This window comes from Nitrosospira sp. Nsp14, assembly GCF_900113575.1.
Taxonomy (GTDB): Bacteria; Pseudomonadota; Gammaproteobacteria; order Burkholderiales; family Nitrosomonadaceae; genus Nitrosospira.
Map to the genome: position 1 here is coordinate 100737 of NZ_FOPV01000006.1, position 19700 is coordinate 120436.

The following is a 19700-nucleotide window of genomic DNA, read 5'->3' on the forward strand; positions in this document are numbered from 1 at the left end:
GGCGGCGAGACGGAAAATTAGCTCTCATCCGGCTCGCTCGAGGATCCTTCACGCGACACGGCCTCGTCGATCAGTTGGGACAAGCGGACGCCCCGCTCGATCGACTGGTCATAGACGAAATGGAGCTGCGGCACCACCCGGAGCTTCAGCCGATGAGACAGTTGGCTGCGTAAAAAGCCAGCCGCGTGCTCCAGTCCGTTACTGATGAGGAAATTGTCGCTTTCGCTGCGAAGCGTCGTGTAGAAAACCTTGGCATGCGCGTAGTCTTGGCTCACTTCAACGCCGGTCAAAGTGAGCATGCCGATGCGCGGATCTTTAAGCTCGTTGCGGATCAGATCCGCCAACTCGCGCTGGATCTGATCGGCGATGCGCAAAGAACGGGAGAAATCTTTTGGCATAATGCATCCACGGGCGAAGCAATCGCGTTACAGGCTGCGCGCGACTTCGACGATTTCGTACGCTTCCACTTGATCCCCGACCTGGATATCGTTGAAGTTCTTAAGCGAAAGCCCGCACTCGAAACCCGCTCTTACCTCTCGCACATCGTCCTTGAAGCGCTTCAGAGAGTCCAGCTCACCGGTATGAATCAGCTCGCCGTTGCGTATCAATCTCACCAGAGAACCTCGTTTGATGAGACCCTCCAGTACGTAGCAGCCCGCGACCGCGCCAACCTTGGAAATGCGGAAGACATTGCGGATTTCAAGCAATCCCGTGATATTCTCTTTGCGATCGGGCGCCATCATGCCGGATAGCGCTGCCTTGATTTCATCCACAGCCTCATAAATGATGCTGTAATAACGTACATCCACCCCGGTGGAGGCGATAAGCTTGCGTGCGACCGCGTCCGCGCGGCTATTAAAGCCAATCACAACCGCCTTGGAAGCCAGCGCAAGGTTAATGTCGGATTCCGTGATTGCGCCCACCCCGCTGTGGATGATATTCACCCTGACCTCATCCGTGGAAAGCCTTTGCAGCGCGTGGGTCAGCGCCTCGTAGGAGCCCTGGACGTCGGCTTTGATGATGAGGGCTAGCACCTTCACCTCGCCCTTCTGCTCAAATACGTTTTCCAGTTTTGCGGCATGCTGCCTGGCAAGCTTCACATCACGGAACTTGCCTTGACGAAAGAGCGCGATTTCCCGCGCCTTGCGCTCGTCGACCAACGCCACGACCGCCTCTCCCGCGACAGGTACTTCGGACAACCCCTGAATCTCGACCGGAAGGGATGGCCCCGCCTGCTCCACAGGCTTGCCGTTCTCGTCAAGCATTGCGCGCACACGACCATATACTGCGCCAGCCAGCAATACATCGCCCCGCTTGAGCGTGCCCGCCTGCACAAGTATGGTCGCGACCGGGCCGCGGCCCTTGTCCAGGCGGGACTCAATTACGATCCCTTTCGCGGGCGCATCCTTTGGCGCGCGCAGTTCCAGCACTTCCGCCTGGAGCAGTACGCTTTCCAGGAGTGCATCGATGCCGGCGCCCGTCTTCGCGGAGACGTCGACAAACATCGTGTCGCCTCCCCAATCTTCGGGCACAACCTCTTGCGTAACCAATTCCTGCCTGATGCGCTCGGGGTTCGCTTCCGGCTTGTCCACCTTGGTCACCGCCACCACGATCGGTACTTTGGCAGCCTTGGCATGATGGATTGCCTCGATGGTCTGCGGCATGACGCCATCATCCGCCGCCACGACCAATACAACCAGATCGGTAACCTTCGCGCCGCGGGCGCGCATCGCCGTGAATGCCTCGTGACCGGGCGTGTCAAGGAAGGTCACCATCCCGCGCTCGGTTTCGACGTGATATGCGCCAATGTGCTGCGTGATCCCTCCCGCTTCCCCGCTGGCGACCCGAGTCCGCCGTATGTGATCGAGGAGCGACGTCTTGCCATGGTCGACATGGCCCATCACGGTAACAACCGGCGCACGCGGTTCTGTTTTAACCTCCGCAGCCGGCGCCTCGGTATCCGTCAGGAATGCCTCGGGACTATCCAGGGTCGCATATTTAGCGACATGACCAAGCTCCTCCACCACGATCATGGCGGTTTCCTGATCCAGCATTTGATTGATGGTTACCATATTCCCCATCTTCATCAAAGTCTTGATCACTTCGGCCGCCTTTATCGACATCTTCTGCGCCAGCGCGCCGACGGAGATGGTCTCGGGCACCATTACTTCATGAACGACCGGCTCGGTAGGCGCGGAAAAACCATGAGCACCCTGCTCATCCGAGACATGCTTACCGTGCTTGTCCCTGCGTGTCCGCCAGCCCTTGCCCCCGGACAAATCGCCGTGGGTCTTGAGTCCACGTTTTTCCACGCGGTCATCTTTCCAGACGACCTGCTTAGTCTGTTTCTTTTTCTTGTCAGCCTTCGCCGCCTTGTCCTCCGGTTTGACGACCGGTTTATGCAAGGTCCCTTCAGTTGTAGCAGCCTGAGGCTGAGGCGTCTCAGCCGGCTGAACCATCGCCGCTACCGCTGCCGGCTCGGGAGCGGGCTCAGACACGGCCACTGCAGCTGGAGCGCCGGCAGAAACTGGCCCGGCCGGCTCCACTTCCTTGCCTTGAACCTGGGCAGGCCTCTCACGCTGTTTCTTTTCCCTCAATTCCGCGGTTTGCCGCGCAATCAATTCCGCCTGTCTTCTTGCCTCTTCTTCCCTTAATGCCTGCTGCGCCGCATCGATCACCGGGGTGGGAACCGGGATGGCAATAGCGGGCGCGGGGGGCACGACCTCGGCAGGCTTGGCTGCCGTTGACCGATCCTCCAGATCACCCTTTACGAATACGCGCTTCTTGCGCACCTCGACCTGGATGCTACGGGCTTTGCCGCTGCTATCCGATTTCTTGATTTCAGACGTCTGCCTGCGCGGAAGAGAAATTCTGTTTTTCTCCTCTCGCGTACCGTGAATTTTGCGCAAATATTCGAGAAGCTGTGTTTTATCCTTCTCCGTCAGGCTGTCCACTGTCAGATTCTTGCTGACACCCGCAGCCCGGAGCTGCTCCAGCAATACTGCCGGAAGCACACCCAATTCACTCGCAAATTGTTCTACATTCGTTTGAGACATTGATGACCTTTTATAACCCTATGCCCTGTCCGCCGCGGCAAACCACGGTGCGCGCGCAGCCATGATCAATTGCCTGGCTCGCTCTGCATCCATTTCGACCATTTCCACCAGATCATCCACCGCCAGATCGGCCAGATCCTCCTGGGTATTGACCCCCTTGGCGGCTAGTTCGCGCGCCGTCTGGCTATCCATACCCTCCAGGGCGAGCAGATCTTCCGCGATGTGTTCTACTTTTTCCTCGCTTACAATCGCCTCAGTCAAGAGCGCATTGCGAGCACGGTTACGCAGCTCGTTGACGGTTTGTTCGTCAAACGCCTCGATTTCCAGCATTTCACCAAGCGGAACATAGGCAACCTCCTCCAGGGTGGTAAAACCTTCCTGTACCAGTATATCCGCCACTTCCTCGTCCACATCGAGTTTTTCCATGAAGAGTTGCCGCAGCACTGAAAATTCCTCTTCATTTTTTGCCTGAGACTCTTCCATTGTCATGATGTTGAGCTCCCAGCCGGTCAACTCGGAAGCGAGCCGTACATTCTGCCCTCCCCGTCCGATAGCCTGGGCAAGGTTATCCTCGTCCACTACGATATCCATGCTGTGCTTTTCCTCATCCACGAGGATACTGCTGATTTCCGCTGGCGCCAGAGCATTGATCACAAACGTTGCCGGATCGTCGGCCCATAACACGATGTCTACCCTTTCCCCAGCCAATTCGCCCGTCACGGCCTGGACACGGGAACCACGCATGCCCACGCAAGTACCGATGGGGTCGACGCGCGGGTCGTTGGACTTGACCGCGATCTTGGCACGCGAACCCGGATCCCTGGCCGCAACCTTGATCTCAAGCAGACCTTCCTCTATCTCCGGCACTTCCAGCTCGAACAGTTTAATGAGAAATTCCGGGACCGTCCGGGACAGGATCAACTGTGGTCCCCGGGCACTGCGATCGATTTTGTATAAATAAGCGCGCACCCGATCGCCAACCCTCAAATTTTCCTTCGGGATCATTTGATCGCGCGGCAACGCCGCCTCAACCCTGCCCGATTCGATAATTGCGTTACCGCGCTCCATGCGCTTGATGGTCCCGGTAACCATGAATTCCTTGCGCTCAAGAAAATCGCTCAGAATCTGTTCGCGCTCGGCATCGCGTATTTTCTGAAATATTACCTGCTTCGCCGCCTGCGCGCCGATGCGTCCGAACTCGACGGGCTCCAGCACCTCCTCGACAAATTCTTCTAGCTTGATTTCGGGGTTGCGCTGTAGTGCCTCGCTCAATGCGATTTGACGAGACGGATCTTCCACCGCATCGTCCGGCACTACCTGCCAGCGTCGCAACGACTGGTAATCACCGGTCTGGTGGTCTATCGACACGCGCACATCAGCGTCCTCGTGAAAACGCTTTTTTGTAGCGGATGCCAACGCCAATTCAAGTGCGACAAAAACAATGTCTTTCTCGACATTCTTTTCGCGCGCCAGCGCGTCCACCAATAGCAAAACCTCGCGGGTCATGTTCCCTCCACCCCATTTCTCGGATTATTACAATTTTGGAACCAAACGAGCCTTTTCAAGATTGCTCAACTCGAGATCCAGCGTCTTTCCGTCCACTTCCAGCTTCAGTATCCCGTCGTTTACTTCGCGCAGAACCCCGACAAAATTCCTTTGGCCCTGCAATGCCACACGCAGCCGCAATTTGACAGACTCGCCCGAGAAGCGGATGAAGTCAGCCGTCTTCCTTAGCGGCCGGTCCAGACCAGGCGACGATACTTCCAGCCGGTCGTAATCTATATTCTCAACCGCTAGCAATCGGCTCAAGTGATTGCTGACCGCCACGCAATCATCCACGTTTACGCCGTTCGGCCTGTCAATAAAGACTCGCAGCAGCTTTCCGCGTATCGATCGCTCCAGGTCCACCAGTTCATACCCAAGTCCAGCCAAGGTTGATTCGAGCAATTCATGCAAATCCATGGCACCGACACAAACAAAAAATGGGCTGAAAAGAGCCCATAATCGGCGCCATTTTAGCAAAAATTTATAACTAATGAAAGGCTATAAATTGTTGCAGTAGCACAGACTTACATGGGCACATCGGTCAAAATAGGCTGCCAACCGCCTACCAGGCCGTTTTGCCGCTCAAATCTTGACTGCTTGTCTTACGTCGTATTCATGCGGAATTTGTATAACCATTAGAGCGTCCCAGTGCAAGATAAGTTTTCCATCCTGCGGGAGAATCCACGTTCTCACCCCGTCGCAGCACCAAAATCCATGCTGGGTTCCTGCTACCTGGACAATACACGTCCAATAATACGCTGTTTCTTGCTCGCTATGCGGACCGGATAAGAGATTCCTTTGCCTATGGATGATACAATTTCCGTTCGCGATTATCGGAAAAAACTCACCGGAGGCGCTTCGTGTCTGCGATTAAATCCATTTTGCATGAAACCCGGATATTTCCCCCCAGTGCCGACTTTGTACGGCAAGCCAACCTGGCCGGCATGGAACGCTACCAGGCGCTCTGCGCCGAAGCTGAAAAAGACCTGCCCGGGTTCTGGGGGAGACTCGCGCGAGAACATATCATCTGGCATAAGCCATTCACCCGGGTGCTTGATGAAAGCAATCATCCTTTTTTCAGGTGGTTTGACGATGGGGAATTGAACGTCTCGTTCAACTGCCTCGACCGACATCTGACTGCTCAGCCCGACAAAATAGCTATCATCTTCGAGGCGGACGATGGCACAGTGACGAATTGCACGTATCGCGACCTTTATCACCGCGTATGCCAGTTGGCCAACGGCCTTAAATCGCGGGGCATTGGCCGGGGTGATCGGGTTATTATTTACATGCCGATGAGCATTGAAGCAATAGTAGCAATGCAGGCCTGCGCTCGTATCGGCGCGACTCACTCAGTCGTATTTGGCGGCTTCTCGGCCAAAAGCCTGCACGAGCGCATTCTCAATGCGGGCGCAGTGGCCGTCATAACCGCTGATGAGCAGCACCGCGGCGACAAGATCAACTATCTGAAAACCGCCGTGGATGAGGCGCTGGCCATGGGGGAAACCGATTCCGTGCAAGCCGTGGTGGTGTATAAACGCGGACGCAGCAACACAACGTTCGACTCCTCCCGCGATGTTTGGTGGCACGACCTGGTAAGTGGTCAAGGCGATCATTGCGAGCCCGAATGGATCGACGCCGAACACCCGTTATTTACGCTCTACACCTCTGGCTCGACCGGCAAGCCGAAAGGCGTGCAGCATTCCTCGGCTGGGTATCTGCTGGGCACGATCACCAGCATGAACTGGATATTCGACTACAAGCCCAACGACATTTTCTGGTGCACGGCGGATGTGGGCTGGGTTACGGGGCACAGTTACGTCACCTACGGCCCGCTGGCAGTTGGTGCGACGCAGGTGATATTCGAAGGCGTCCCCACCTATCCCGACGCCGGCCGCTTCTGGAGGATGATTCAGGATCACAAAGTCACCACGTTTTATACCGCACCCACCGCTATCCGATCGCTGATTAAGCTGGGCGCAGACCTGCCGGGAAAATATGATCTTTCCTCGCTGCGACTGCTCGGTTCGGTTGGCGAGCCGATCAACCCGGAAGCATGGATGTGGTATTACACGGCGGTTGGTCAATCCCGCTGTCCGGTGGTGGATACCTGGTGGCAGACTGAAACGGGCTGTCACATGATTGCGCCCGTCCCGGGGGCGGTGTCGCTCAAGCCAGGCTCCTGCACTTTGCCGCTCCCCGGCATCATGGCCTCAATCGTGGATGAGGCCGGGCACGACGTCCCCAACGGAAGCGGCGGATTTCTTGTCATCAAGCGCCCCTTTCCCTCACAGGCACGAACATTGTGGGGCGACCCGGAACGGTTCAAAACATCCTACTTCCCGAAGGAACTGGGCGGTAAATACTATCTGGCGGGTGATTCGGCCAACCGGGACCCGGACGGGTATTTCTGGATCATGGGCCGCATCGACGACGTGCTGAACGTTTCCGGGCACCGTCTCGGGACCATGGAAATCGAGTCGGCGCTGGTGGGAAATCCGCTGGTGGCGGAAGCAGCCGTAGTGGGGAAGCCGGACGAGATCAAGACCGAGGCCATCGTGGCATTCGTCGTATTGAAAGGTGCGCGACCCGACGGCAAGCGCGCGCAGGAGATCGCAGTCGAGTTGCGCAGCTGGGTTGCGAAGGAAATCGGGCCGATCGCCCGGCCGGATGAGATCCGATTTGGAGACAATCTGCCAAAGACTCGCTCCGGCAAGATCATGCGGCGACTACTGCGCACCCTAGCCAAAGGCGAGGAAATAACACAGGACGTTTCCACCCTCGAAAACCCGGCAATACTGGAGCAATTGAAACTCGCGGTCGCGTAGCGAGCATCCTCCGCCCACATACCAGATAGATGCCTTATGAATAACAGCTTGCCTGCAGCGGCGCAAATGGGGGCGGAAACATATCCATCAAGCCCGGGCACGCAGAGCGTCACTGATTACGACAACGGCGTCAGCGCGATTGATGCCGACTATTTGCGCCCGGGACTGGCTGCGATTCACCTGATACGGGAGAATGGCCGGGCCGCGCTCGTGGATACCGGAACCTCGGCCTCCGTCGCCGGCGTAATGAACGCACTGCGCGAAAAAAACCTTGCGCCCGCGGATGTGGCCTACGTGTTCCTCACCCACATACATCTGGACCATGCGGGCGGCGCGGGTGAATTCATGCATCAGTTTCCGAACGCCAGACTGGTCGTGCATCCCCGAGGCGCGCGGCATATGGTCGATCCCGCCAGGCTCATCGCCAGCGCAATGACGGTTTATGGCGAAGCGGAATTCAGACGCATATATGGCGCCATTCGCCCCGTGGATCCGAGCCGCATTATCGAGGCGCCAGATGGATTCCGCCTCGACTTTAATGGTCGCCCGCTGCTTTTTCTCGATACGCCGGGTCATGCGCGTCATCACTACTGCATTCTCGACGAGCGATACCGGTCATTTTTCACCGGGGATACATTCGGCATCTCTTATCGTGAATTCGACGTCGACAGAATGGAATTCGTATTTCCGACTACCACCCCAGTGCAGTTCGATCCTGCCGCCGCTCATGCATCTCTGGACCGGCTCATGAGTTATCACCCCTCATACGCTTTCCTTACTCATTTCGGTCGCATCGGTCACTTGCCACGTCATGCGGCCGAAATGCACGACCTGATCGATGCACACGTAGCGGCAGCCCTCAAACTGCGCGACTGCGGGCCTGGAAGGCTGGCGGCCCTGACGGAGGAACTTGGCGAGTTGCTGCTGCACCACGTCCTCATCCACGGCTGTAAACTGCCGGACCACGAAATTCGCAACCTGCTGGAACTGGACGTGAGGTTGAACGCGCAAGGCCTGGAGAACTGGCTGAATCATGCCGGGGAGACCCGATAGCAGGATCAGCTAGCTGTTGCTGCGACGCTCATCTGCCTCACGCGTTCAAAAAAACATACTGCCGCCGCAGCCGCCGCATTTAGCGACTCCGTGCCGCCCGGCATGGGGATAACGATATGGTCGCTGGTCGCTTGCAGCAACGCATCCGATATGCCCATTCCTTCATTGCCGAACACGAACGCGACCGGTCCAACTAAACGGGTCTGGTAGAGGCTGTTTTTTGCGTTAAGCGACGTCGCGATCACCTTGCCATTGAAGTCCCGCGCCACGTTCGCCAAGTCTGATTGCTCATGTATCCCAACCAGGAAGTGCGCGCCCATCGTGGCACGCAGCACCTTCGGCGACCAAGCGTCGGCGCAGCCCTCTGAGAGATAAATATTGCTTGCGCCCGCAGCAGCGGCGGAACGCAGGATTGATCCAAGGTTTCCCGGGTCCTGTATGGCTTCGAGCAGCACAAAAAAGCGGTCTTCGTTGCGTTCGGCAAATACTTGTTGCGCAGGAATGGCTATTAGCGCGATCACACCGGTCGGCGTCTTCACCGGCGAGATTGCTCGGAACAACGCATCGCTCAACACCGTCACCGGCGTCTCGTTTTCGACCCCCTTTTCGCGCTCTTCGGCGAGCAGTTGCTTGACCTCCTCATTCTGGCAACCCGACTCGCTCATTATCAGATTTTGAGGCTGTCCTAACGCCAACCGGTACGCACGGATCAGATGAACGCCATCAAGCAGCGTTAACGCGCTTGCTCTGCGCTGCTGCGCGGATTCTGCCAGTTTGACAAGCTGCTTGAAAAAAGAATTATCGCGAGAGGAAATGAGTTTCACGTTAGCTACGGCGATGTGATGACCGGGGATGGGCGCGCTTGATAACCCGGATTAACCGGGATTGAAAACTATTGCGGAAGGGTTGCGCTTGGACAATGCCTCGTTCACTCCACACCGCCGGACCCGCCTAGACCGCCCCACGGCGCGCCTCGGCCTCACCAGGCGAACTGCGTTAGTCAGACATCATCGCCCAGGCCCATCCGCGTTTCCAAAGGGCTCGATCGGAATCGGGCGATATTTTACTTCAAGGATTTCGAGATCTTCAGTTCCTGCGGGTGCATGCAGTGTTACCACATCGCCTTCTCGCGCCTTGATCAACGCGCGCGCCATGGGAGAAACCCAGCTGATATAACCGCGAGCGGTATCGATCTCATCCACGCCGACGATGGAAATAGTTTTCTCTTCACCGGCTTGGTTCGCAAACGTCACCGTGGCGCCGAAAAAAATCCGCGTCTCATCATCTCGCGGCGCCGCCGGGTCCACGACTTCGGCGATGTCCAGCCGGCGGGTAAGAAAACGTATGCGCCGGTCGATTTCACGCAAGCGCTTCTTGCCGTAAATATAATCCGCATTCTCCGACCGATCGCCGTTCGCGGCGGCCCACGCGACGGTCGCCGTCACTTGGGGGCGCTCCTTGTTCATCAGCCAATGGAATTCGTCCATCAGGCGTTGATGTCCGCCTGGAGTGATGTAGTTTTTGCTCCCCACAGGCAATGGCGGCAACGGGCTCGCGTCTTCTTCCGCGAAATCGTTATCCGCTTCCGTTTCCCTGGTAAATGCCTTGCTCATATCCTGCTTATACCTGGATCGTCGACTTCGGAAAAATGCGGGGCACTTTCACTGCCGGCCGGCAGAGCGCCGAGCATCCGCCTTGCCTCTTCCGCCGCGCCGATGAGCCCGGCCTTCGAATTAATCACGACATACACAGGGATCTCCTCCATCAACGAGGAAAATCGTCCCTTATCCCGGAATGCTTTAATGAAGCCCCCTTCCTGCAACTTGACGAGGATTTTAGGCGCGATCCCGCCCGCCACATAGACCCCGTTACGGCACAATCCCGCGAGCGCGAGATTTCCGGCATAAGCGCCGTAAATTTCCACAAACAGGGTCAGTGATTTCATGGCTATCGGGTGCCCGTGATTGAACGCAAGATCGGATACTTGCGGGGCACCATCGCTTCCCAGTAGCGCCTGCGCCCTATCTGCGACGCCAGATTCAACCATGAGGAAATTGAAAATATTGACGAGTCCCGGTCCGGACAATATGCGCTCGACCGATACATGGCCAAAATGCCTGCGTAAATGATCCCATAGCCGGACCTGCAACTCATCGGCGGGCGCGAAATCCATATGCCCGGCTTCGGTGGGCAAGGGGATGTAGCGCCCGCCTTGCCATATCAGCCACGCGACCCCCATGCCGGTTCCCGCCCCGAGAGTCACCCGCATTCCGGTTGCGCGGGGCGCGCCGTTCTGCAGGACCACCAGGTCGTCTGCCGCCAGGACCTCGACGCTTAGGGCCACTGCTTCAAAATCGTTGATGAGCTTAACCACAGGGATAGAAAATTCACGCTCCAGCGCCGTCGCATTCATCAGCCAGGGCAAATTGGTCAGCCTGATGCCCTGCTCGGTAATCGGGCCTGCCACCGCGAAACAGGCGCTCAGGGGAGGCTTCATGCCAAGCGCCGAGGTGGCGCCCAGAAAATCCCTAAGTACATCGGAAAAACTCAAGTACTCGCGATTTGCATAACGTCGCTCGCAGCGTACATGCCCATTGCCATCCAGCCATTCCGCAGCCTGCAGCAGGGTTTTGGTTCCGCCGATGTCACCGCTGACGAAATATGTCCCCATTATGCAACCCGCCGTTGTGCCGGATCCTGGCGGTAAAACAGGGCCAACTGCTCATATACCGCCGGGTAATCTGTTCTGACGACTTGGGGGGCTTGAAAGAATGCTTCGCTCATCACCGCGAAGAATTCCGCAGGATCTTCGGCGGCGTATGAGTCCAGCCGCGTGGCCTCGTCCGCGTCCACGCGGCTGCAAAAATCCCCATAGGCTCGACTGAATGCGTCGCTCCATGCTTCCCGGCTCATATCCGCATGAAGCGGGGGAAAACCATTTGCATCGCCGTTCAGCATATCAAGCTTATGGGCAAATTCGTGTATGACGACGTTGTAGCCCGCGTCAGGCTCGGCAGTCACTGCGTCCTCCCAGGAAACAATCACCGGACCCCCAAGCCATGACTCCCCCGACGCAGACTCGTGCGCATGGTGTGCCACGCCATCTTCATCGACATATTCGTAGTCGCGCACGAATTCGCCCGGATAGACAATAATCTCAACCCAACCATCATAATAGTCCAGGTCTAGATTCAGTATCAGGATGCAAGCCTGGGCTGCGATCATCAGACGCATTTCGCCAGTGACGACCAACCCGTGCGCTCCGCTTATTTGCTTAGCACGAAGAAAGAGCGTGACGCATTCGCGCAGCCGCCTTAGCTCGGCGTCACTTAGCCCGTGCAGGAACCACAGACCTGCTACGACGTGTCGCCAGAGATCGTCAGGGAGAGATTCGTTCTTGAGAACACGGTCACGATACCAGGCTTTGACATTCCAGGGCATCACCAGACCTCGAAATCAGTCACCCCCGGAACCCAGGGCCCGGCTTTCGGCCTGAGACGAATCCAGATCCACCGCGTCAATTCGGGCAAAGCGCTGACTGATCTTGCGACTGGAAACATGTACCTCTTCGACGTCCTGGTTGGCCTGGCGGATGTGTTCCGCAAGCTTCTTCATGCGCTCGTCAAAGCGCACAAAATCCTTGCCAAGCCTGGAAAGCTCGATTTTTATGATATGTACCTGCTCACGCGTTTCAATATCCTTCAGCACCGCGCGCGCGGTATTCAGAACCGCCATCAACGTCGTGGGCGAAACGATCCATACCTGCTTCTGCATTGCGTAGTCGACTACATCGGATTGATAAGCATGAATTTCGGCAAAAACCGCCTCCGCGGGTACAAACATGACGGCGCCATCGCATGTCTCTGGCGGAACAATATACTTCGCGGCGATGTCATCCACATGTCGTTTCACGTCAGCTTTGAATTGCTTTTGCGCGGCAGCCCGGCTGGCCTCATCGGCATCGCGGTCGAACATGCGATGAAAATTCTCCAGTGGAAACTTCGAATCGATGGCCACCATCCCTGTCGGAGGAGGCAGACGCAACACGCAATCGGCCCGGCTGCCGTTGGACAACGTATGCTGCATCGTATACGCGGAAGCGGGCAGGACATTTCGTACCAAAGCCTCCAGTTGCACCTCGCCAAAAGCCCCGCGCGAGCGCTTATCCCCCAAGAGTTCCTGGAGGCTCACCACGTTAGTGGTAAGACTGTCGATTTTTTTCTGGGCTTCGTCTATGGTGGCCAGCCGTTCCATCACACTGGTGAAAGTTTCGTTGGTTTTTTTGAATCCTTCATCCAGCCGTTCCGCGACATGCCCGCTGATCTGGTCTAACCGCGTTTCGATCGTGCCGCGCAACTGCTCCGAGGTCTTGTAAAGCGATTCAGACAACCGGTCGCCCTGGTTGACCAATCCTTCATGCAAATCCTTGAGCATATCCCGGTGTTTATCTTCCAGCAGTTTCGCTTGCTGCGCGAGCAGTTCACGCACCATTGTGGAAAGGATGCCAAGCCTGATCACGAGAAAAGCCATGGTGATCAGCATCACGGCGGCGGAAGCGGTAATCAGCAGGGTTTCGGACATGATGCAATAAAGTATACCGGAGAATGAGAACGTCCACGGCTCGTGTGATGAACCCACAACCCCGCCGTCTCCTCTTGCGCAGACTGAGGGCTTGAATTTCGACTATCTCATGCCCATGGGGTAGTATCGCTCGCTCTCCATCTGGTGCCTGCGCCATTTGTTCGGACGCTCCCGCATTTGTTCCGCGAGGTTTCCAACCGGCTGAACATCTACATTTTCCATATTCCTTTTCTCAAGCTGCTCCTTTCGCGCTTTTCTGCCGACCCGGCGGCGCTCTTCCATTGATTTTCGCGCCCCCGGTCGCAGCTCCTCCTGCGCCGCCTCCCATGGTCTCGTCTCCCAGGGTTTCGCTTCCCCCGGCTTGGGATGGATATTTTCCTGTCCGCGCAGTGTTGCCTGGCTCGTGCCGGGCTCCTGGTACCCTCCCAACCCCCCCTCGTCCGTCGCCGCCGCCTGGGACGCCCACACGGCCAGAACGGCCAGCGCGGCCCATCTGTTACATCGTATTTTCATCTGTTTTGCCACCTCCTGCTGTTGGGCCAGGGGCTCTTGCCGGATTTCGATGATACCCACTCGATGCCCGGCAAAGCCCGGAACTTACCTGTCGTTGCTGACCGTTATTGGTGTATCGACCATGCTCTCGTCGCCACTGGGGTATAGGATGTCCAAACCATCAGTTCGCGCCCAGGGCGTCATCACATGCGTTTTCCGCTCCCGTATGCTCATGATATGTTCGACGCGCAGGCCGCGCAACACAAGCGCGTCAGCGATCAACGAACGGTGACAGCGCCATGGCACCGCTTCCGCACACATCAGCGCGCATGGCCCGGATGCGGCCATCGCCAAAACAACCTTAATGTTACTGGCGAAATCAGGCGTTTGCATATAGTCCGCATAGCCGCGAAACGATGCGTTTCGCCAGCCTCCATTAATGGAGTCCTTGCGCGCATGCCTCAATCCACCAAGCCCCGGCAAGTGCCGGTAATCGATGTTTGATGCGCGTAGAGCCGATGCCAGCGTTTCCTGGTTGAACTGCGGGTTCCGCCGCGAACGAGGTATGGTACGCACGTCGAGAAGGTGTGTGATCTCGTTTGCCAGCAGCATAGCGATGAACACATCCAATGGATGGGTCGAATGGCCGATGGTATAGATGAGCGATGGGGGTTTCGATCCCTCTTTTTCCATACGTTCGGCTCTCCCTCATCAAGTGTCGGTAAAACAGCTCCAATAGTATGACGTCATGAGGTGATGACGTTACGCCGTGATGCTCTTATGCCGTTCTGCCGGAAAAACATCAGCGAATATACCTGCTCCGCCAAAATAGAGAATGTGCGCGTCGCGATGAGTCTAGCGGGGTGGTTATGGCGTCGCCGGCGGTGCGGCAACGCACCCAAAGCGCGATGCGTTGAGTTTTACGTCCGATCGCGCCCAGGCGTTCTTCAGACGCGCTTCGATCAGTTCAGCCTGGTTTTTCTTGTCTTGCGCGCGCAATGCCTGCAGCAGACCATAAAGCGCCCACCCGGTGTTCCGATTGCGCCGCAAGTCCTCCCAGTAAACGGTTTCGGCTTCAGCCGGATTCCCTGATTCCAGCAGGATGGCACCAAGCGTCAGCCTTGGCGGGGATTGCCACTCCGGCGGCTCGGTGTAAGCCAGGGCATCCTCCAGGCGGACCGCCCGCTCAAGATGAGAGATGGCCGCCTCCGACTGCCCTCGGGCAGCAGCAATTTCTCCCGCCAACACCTCGGGGCCGATTGCCAGCACTGACCGCGCGGTATTCAGCGATACGAGCGGATGGTCCAGCGATGCATCCCTCATGATGCCACGCAGCGCTTCCAGCTCCTGCTCCGCCTGCTGCAACTGCCGCGTAGCGGCAAAAGCAAGTCCGCGCGCATAATGCCAGGAGCCCCTCACGAACGCGTTCTCCCCTGATGGGGCAGCTTCCTGGAGAATCTCGTTCCATTTCCCGAACCGCGCTAACGCCCAATACGGCACGACGCGAAACACCGCCGTTGGCGGTAATTCCGCAAGCGTCCGGTCGTCCACTATACTCGCGACCTTCCGGGCGGACTCGATGGCAACACGGCTTTGACCCTCGGCCGTCGCAGCCGCCCAGAGAAAATGGATGTTGTGCGGAAAGTACACCACGGGGTACAGCCCCTTGGCGTGTTTCCGCTCCAGGTAGGCTTCGTCGGCGGCGACCGCCTTCTGATTGCTCTTTATTGCATCTGCATACCTGCCTACGCGCAGGTAAATGTGAGATGGCATATGCACAATATGGCCGGCGTCGGGCATCAGCGTGAGGAGCGTATCGGCCGCTTTTTCCGCTCGCTCAGGGGTCGCAGTCGGCTCGATCAGATGGATGTACATATGCAGCGCTCCGGGATGCCTGGGATGGCCACGCATCACTTCCTCGGTGATTGAGACAATTTCGGCCGTCCCTTCCATTGGATATCCGTCGCGCATCCAGTAACCCCAGGAGTTCAGGTCCATTGTCGACTCGACATAGAGCATGGCAATGTCCGGATCAGCGGGGAAGCGGCGATGCACCTCCCGCATCGCGTCAGCGTAGGCCTTATCATTCGCCTTGCGGCGTTCCGCGTTGCCGCTATAACGCTTTTCAAGGGCGGCAATAAGCGCGCGCTCGCGCGGGGAGGCTTTCTCTCCGAGAGAGGCTGCCTTGCGTACCAGCTCGAGAGCCGACATCTCGTCCTTCGGCTCCATCGGCGCATTGATATTCGGCCCCAGCACAAGCGCCTGACCCCAGTAAGCCATTGCAAGCGATGAGTCCAGTCTTGCCGCTTCCCGGAATGCGCGACCCGCCTCGGCATGATTGAATGCGTAGGAAAGGTTCAGTCCCTGGTTCATGAACTGCTGCGCCAGCTTCTTCCGCGTGCTCACCGGAAATGTATGCGGGCCCAGATTCAACAGCTGTGGTGAAGCCTGGTCATCCTGCCGCAGCCCGCTGCCAGAATTAGGCTGTCCGTGATGCTGATGGGCGCCGCCGGAATGCCCGATTTCCAGTGTGGGTTCGTGCGCCTGAACAGCATGAGCGAACACAGCGGCAATAACTGCCCCCATTGCCGCCAACCGAGTTGCCATAAAACGTACGTCCTGTGTCTCCATCGATGTCACCTCATAATCCGGATTCATAGCGCCGCTACCTGAAGCCGCAATTCAGACAGACGGGCAAGTCCAAAATGAATAAAAGCCAGCGCCGCCAGCACTGGGGCCACCAAATTTAAAAACGGAATAAATTGCATTAAACCGGTCAGCAACCCCAAGCCCCACAAGGAGGGGCGCTGAGCGGAAAATATCGCGCTCATTTCTTCCCTGCTGGCATGTTCCGCCAGGGCGTCGTATCGGAACAGACGCTGGTTCAGATAGGCCGTGGCGACGAAGGGAATAATGACACCTGCGCCGACTACCCACAAGGGAATAGTGACCACCCATATCGCAACAAAGATTCCTAGAGCGACCAAGGCGTTGAGCACGCTGCCCGCGAACCCGCCGCCTTGTTCACGGCCCAGATGGGGATAATCGCGGCTGGCGACCAGGCGAACCAGGGCGGGCATGGCGAATAAGGCGGTGATAACGAGCGCGGTAACGAAAACGAGCGGGACAAACAGAATCAGATGCGCGATTCCCTGAATCCCATACGCGATCCATCGCGGTTCGACACCTTCAAGCCAGGTTTGGATACCAATTGCAGTGAGACCGCTGGCGATCCATACCGAGAAAGTATTCCAGAAGACCACGCCCAGGACCAACCATAACAGACCTGCCGTGAGAATAGGCCAAATGATGATCCACATGACCTGAAACTGGAACATATCGCGAAATGCCCGCGAAAGTGCTTCGAATACACGTGTCACGCACGCTCCTTCACGGAATGATGCGCAGCGAGGAAATCCGGATGCTACCGATGAGACTTGTAAGAGGTATTAAACAATATCAAACAATCTATGCCCAACCCTCGCAAACGTGCAGAAAAGCATCGAATGCTGCGACAGCATCACTGGATCCCGCTTTTGCACAGCGGATCAGTCTCGTAAGCGAAGGAATTGTACCAAGTGGTGCGCTCCCAGATTTCTTCGCATACCTCGCCGCAGATTCTGCGCTCGAAACCGCACATGCCTCCCAGCACGAATCGCGCGGTGTATGCCCCCGCTCCATCTCCACCTTTGACTTCCAGAATAATCCGCTCTTTATCTTCGCTAACGTTTACCGCATGAGTATTGGTAAAATCCTTATAGAACTTCTCGGGAATCGGAAACGGGCGGCCCTCGATCCGCACCCGCAGAGTTTCAGTAATAACTCGCGGGATACCGCTATCCATTCCCCACATGCCCCCGTCCACCTCGCGACACTCGCCATTTTTGCAGTGCCGCTCCCGCAGGTTGACATCGACTTTCTTGCCGGAGGGTAGCACATGCGTTTTCTCATGCACGTACGGTATTGCCCCATCCATTTGCGCATAGACCCGTGAGGACCCGGCGAGACAACTGATAAGCAGCCATTTCAGCAAGCGCGACATGCCGCGCGTGTTCATGGGCGTCATCATGAACGTCAATATGCCAACGCCAACGCCATTTCCGGTTTCATGCTATTTCCATTAAGATTTTTTCCGTCGCGGCCACCGCCTTCAGCTTTTCGAACAACCTTTCGAACGCCACCCTGCTCTGTCCGATAAAATCCCCGCTCTTCGTTTCGCCCACCAGGATACATCCTTCCGTGTTCGCCGCCGTGTTTCCGGGATGTATCCTTATCCCTTCAAAGTTTGGCACCTTTAAAAGGAGCGGAAGCGGCCGCTGAAACCGCTGCGAGAAACTGATAACCACTTCGTAGCGCCCCGCCGGTATGGCCGTCTTGCCTGCGATCTTTTCCGGCCTGAGCTTGTCTTCCAAGGTATAGCACTCAAACTGGCCGTTCACCGACAATTCGCCTATCGTGCTCTGGTCAGAAAAGTCGGTCCGTTTAATGCGCAGCTCCATTCCAGCCCTCCTCTATTAAAACAGTAACGCGCACACATCCTTCACCCCGTTCCAGTAGACGCGCGCAGCAAGTCGAGCACGCCTATACACGGCAACGATCGCAGCCCGGTGTGCTCCGGCTCGCACCGCGGGTATGACACCGCATCCGCGGGACCTGAACCGGGGGAAATCCCGAATGCCGCAGCAAAGTTTCCCGATTCAGCAACGCCTCCAGGTCGTGCCTTTTGCTGTGTCTTCAAGGATGATACTGGCACTCATCAACTCATTGCGAATACGATCAGCCTCGCCGTAATCTTTGTTTGCGCGGGCAAGAAGGCGTTTCTGAATCATTTGCTCGATATGTTCAGGCGTAAATCCCGACTCCGCTGCCGCTCCGGCTTCCTGAAAGTATCGCTGCGGGTCCTGCTGTAGCAGCCCCAGCAACCCGCCCAGCACCTTCATTGATTTGATGGTTTTTGATGAAACCAGCTTATTGGCTTCATTGGCGAGGTCAAACAACACCGCAATGGCCTCGGAAGTATTGAAATCGTCGTTCATCGCCTCCCTGAACCGTGCCGCGTGCGGCTCATCCCAGTCAATTTCCCCCGGACCTTCGCTCGGATCAAAACCTTTAAGTACGGTATAAAGCCGGTCCAGCGCCCGTCTGGCGTCTTCCAGATGGCGGTCGGAATAGTTGAGCGGACTGCGGTAATGCGCGCGCAGAATAAAGAACCTCACTACCTCCGCCGGGAAGCGGGCAAGAATGTCGCGCACGGTAAAAAAGTTGCCCAGCGACTTTGACATCTTCTCGTCGTTGACGCGAACGAAACCGTTATGCATCCAATAATTGACGAAGGGATGATCATGCGCCCCCTCGCTCTGTGCAATTTCATTTTCATGATGTGGAAATTGCAGGTCCTGCCCCCCACCATGAATATCGAAGTGTTCACCCAGGTAATATTCACTCATTGCGGAGCATTCAATATGCCAGCCCGGACGACCCACGCCCCAGGGTGACTCCCATTGTGGCTCGCCCGGTTTTGCCGCCTTCCACAATACAAAGTCCAGCGGATCGTTTTTATAGGGATCGACACCTACACGCTCCCCGGCGCGCAGATCGTCAAGCGATTTTCCCGAGAGTTTTCCATAACCGGGAAATTTGTGCACGGCAAAGTACACGTCGCCGTTCGCTGCCGTGTACGCAAGGCCTTTCTTCACCAGAATGCCAATCATGGCAATCATGCTGCCGATATACCGTGTAGCCTGCGGCTCCCACGCGGGCGGCTCCACCCCAAGCGCAGCGGCATCCTCTTCCATCGCCTGGATGAATCGTCCCGTCAGCACCTCGATGGGCTCGCCGTTCTCCTGCGCGCGCCGGATAATTTTATCGTCGATATCCGTGATATTGCGCACATACGTTACGTCCAAACCACTCGCCCGCAACCAACGTTGCACCATATCGAAAACCACCAGCATTCGGGCGTGCCCGAGATGGCAATAGTCGTAAACGGTCATGCCGCAAACATACATTTTGACCTTGCCGGCCTGCATGGGAATAAACTCCTGTTTTTCCCTGGCTAGCGAATTGTGGATTCTGAGCATGTGGCGAGATTGTGAATTGAACGGGCTTCTTGGTAGAATCGTGCAGATTCCAAGACGACTCAACA

18 protein-coding genes are annotated in these 19700 nt (G+C 56.8%); 2 read left to right on the forward strand and 16 right to left on the reverse strand.

The features are described from left to right. Window positions 1-17: 17 nt before the first annotated feature. Genes rbfA through rimP form a run of 4 tightly spaced genes read right to left on the reverse strand, consistent with a single transcriptional unit; the run spans window position 18 to window position 5018 of the window. Window positions 18-398: a 30S ribosome-binding factor RbfA gene (gene rbfA, locus BM022_RS05570; protein ID WP_091137567.1), complete on the reverse strand. Its 381-nt coding sequence runs from the start codon at window positions 396-398 to the stop codon at window positions 18-20. A gap of 27 nt (window positions 399-425) precedes the next feature. Then, a complete protein-coding gene (gene infB / locus BM022_RS05575) occupies window positions 426-3056 on the reverse strand; it encodes a translation initiation factor IF-2 (RefSeq protein ID WP_091137569.1) in 2631 nt (876 codons plus the stop codon). A gap of 18 nt (window positions 3057-3074) precedes the next feature. Continuing rightward, window positions 3075-4562: a transcription termination factor NusA gene (gene nusA, locus BM022_RS05580; protein ID WP_091137571.1), complete on the reverse strand. Its 1488-nt coding sequence runs from the start codon at window positions 4560-4562 to the stop codon at window positions 3075-3077. A gap of 27 nt (window positions 4563-4589) precedes the next feature. Continuing rightward, window positions 4590-5018 carry a ribosome maturation factor RimP gene (rimP, locus tag BM022_RS05585; RefSeq protein WP_091137572.1) on the reverse strand — a complete coding sequence of 143 codons (429 nt, stop codon included), beginning with the start codon at window positions 5016-5018 and terminating at the stop codon, window positions 4590-4592. A gap of 443 nt (window positions 5019-5461) precedes the next feature. Between rimP and acs the strand changes: the two genes are divergently transcribed. Further along, window positions 5462-7429 (forward strand): acetate--CoA ligase, encoded by a 1968-nt coding sequence (gene acs, locus BM022_RS05590; RefSeq protein WP_091137574.1) that lies wholly within the window; start codon window positions 5462-5464, stop codon window positions 7427-7429. A 36-nt stretch (window positions 7430-7465) separates the two neighbouring features. After that, window positions 7466-8482, forward strand: coding sequence for an MBL fold metallo-hydrolase (locus BM022_RS05595; protein WP_371264297.1), 1017 nt, complete (start codon window positions 7466-7468; stop codon window positions 8480-8482). Window positions 8483-8487: 5 nt separating this feature from the next. On the opposite strand, the gene BM022_RS05600 is transcribed toward BM022_RS05595, so the two are convergent. From BM022_RS05600 to cysS, 12 genes are all read right to left on the reverse strand, one after another. Further along, on the reverse strand, window positions 8488-9306 hold the full coding sequence (locus BM022_RS05600) for a TrmH family RNA methyltransferase (RefSeq protein ID WP_091137576.1): 819 nt from the start codon (window positions 9304-9306) through the stop codon (window positions 8488-8490). Between the two features lie 183 nt (window positions 9307-9489). Continuing rightward, window positions 9490-10095: a transcription elongation factor GreB gene (gene greB / locus BM022_RS05605; RefSeq protein ID WP_091137577.1), complete on the reverse strand. Its 606-nt coding sequence runs from the start codon at window positions 10093-10095 to the stop codon at window positions 9490-9492. Then, on the reverse strand, window positions 10092-11153 hold the full coding sequence (gene glk, locus BM022_RS05610) for a glucokinase (protein WP_091137579.1): 1062 nt from the start codon (window positions 11151-11153) through the stop codon (window positions 10092-10094). Before glk ends, greB begins: the two co-directional genes overlap by 4 nt. Next, window positions 11153-11923 (reverse strand): M90 family metallopeptidase, encoded by a 771-nt coding sequence (locus tag BM022_RS05615; RefSeq protein WP_091137581.1) that lies wholly within the window; start codon window positions 11921-11923, stop codon window positions 11153-11155. Before BM022_RS05615 ends, glk begins: the two co-directional genes overlap by 1 nt. Window positions 11924-11938: 15 nt before the next feature. Continuing rightward, the gene (locus BM022_RS05620) at window positions 11939-13063 is read right to left on the reverse strand and encodes a DNA recombination protein RmuC (RefSeq protein ID WP_091137583.1); all 1125 of its coding nucleotides are present in this window, start codon (window positions 13061-13063) and stop codon (window positions 11939-11941) included. A gap of 102 nt (window positions 13064-13165) precedes the next feature. Beyond that, a complete protein-coding gene (locus BM022_RS05625; RefSeq protein ID WP_091137585.1) occupies window positions 13166-13636 on the reverse strand; it encodes a hypothetical protein in 471 nt (156 codons plus the stop codon). Window positions 13637-13660: 24 nt separating this feature from the next. After that, the gene (locus tag BM022_RS05630) at window positions 13661-14248 is read right to left on the reverse strand and encodes a DUF488 domain-containing protein (protein ID WP_091137587.1); all 588 of its coding nucleotides are present in this window, start codon (window positions 14246-14248) and stop codon (window positions 13661-13663) included. A gap of 174 nt (window positions 14249-14422) precedes the next feature. Next, complete coding sequence (locus tag BM022_RS05635) at window positions 14423-16213, reverse strand: tetratricopeptide repeat protein (protein WP_256208957.1); 1791 nt, start codon at window positions 16211-16213, stop codon at window positions 14423-14425. Then, complete coding sequence (locus BM022_RS05640; RefSeq protein ID WP_091137589.1) at window positions 16210-16935, reverse strand: EI24 domain-containing protein; 726 nt, start codon at window positions 16933-16935, stop codon at window positions 16210-16212. The genes BM022_RS05635 and BM022_RS05640 overlap by 4 nt, the downstream gene beginning before the upstream one ends. 140 nt (window positions 16936-17075) lie before the next feature. Continuing rightward, window positions 17076-17612, reverse strand: a complete 537-nt coding sequence (locus BM022_RS05645) for a hypothetical protein (RefSeq protein WP_143079534.1) — start codon at window positions 17610-17612, stop codon at window positions 17076-17078. 49 nt (window positions 17613-17661) lie between these two features. Then, the gene (locus tag BM022_RS05650; RefSeq protein ID WP_091137592.1) at window positions 17662-18054 is read right to left on the reverse strand and encodes a DUF5675 family protein; all 393 of its coding nucleotides are present in this window, start codon (window positions 18052-18054) and stop codon (window positions 17662-17664) included. A gap of 198 nt (window positions 18055-18252) precedes the next feature. Then, window positions 18253-19635 carry a cysteine--tRNA ligase gene (cysS, locus tag BM022_RS05655; RefSeq protein ID WP_091137593.1) on the reverse strand — a complete coding sequence of 461 codons (1383 nt, stop codon included), beginning with the start codon at window positions 19633-19635 and terminating at the stop codon, window positions 18253-18255. Window positions 19636-19700 lie beyond the last annotated feature (65 nt).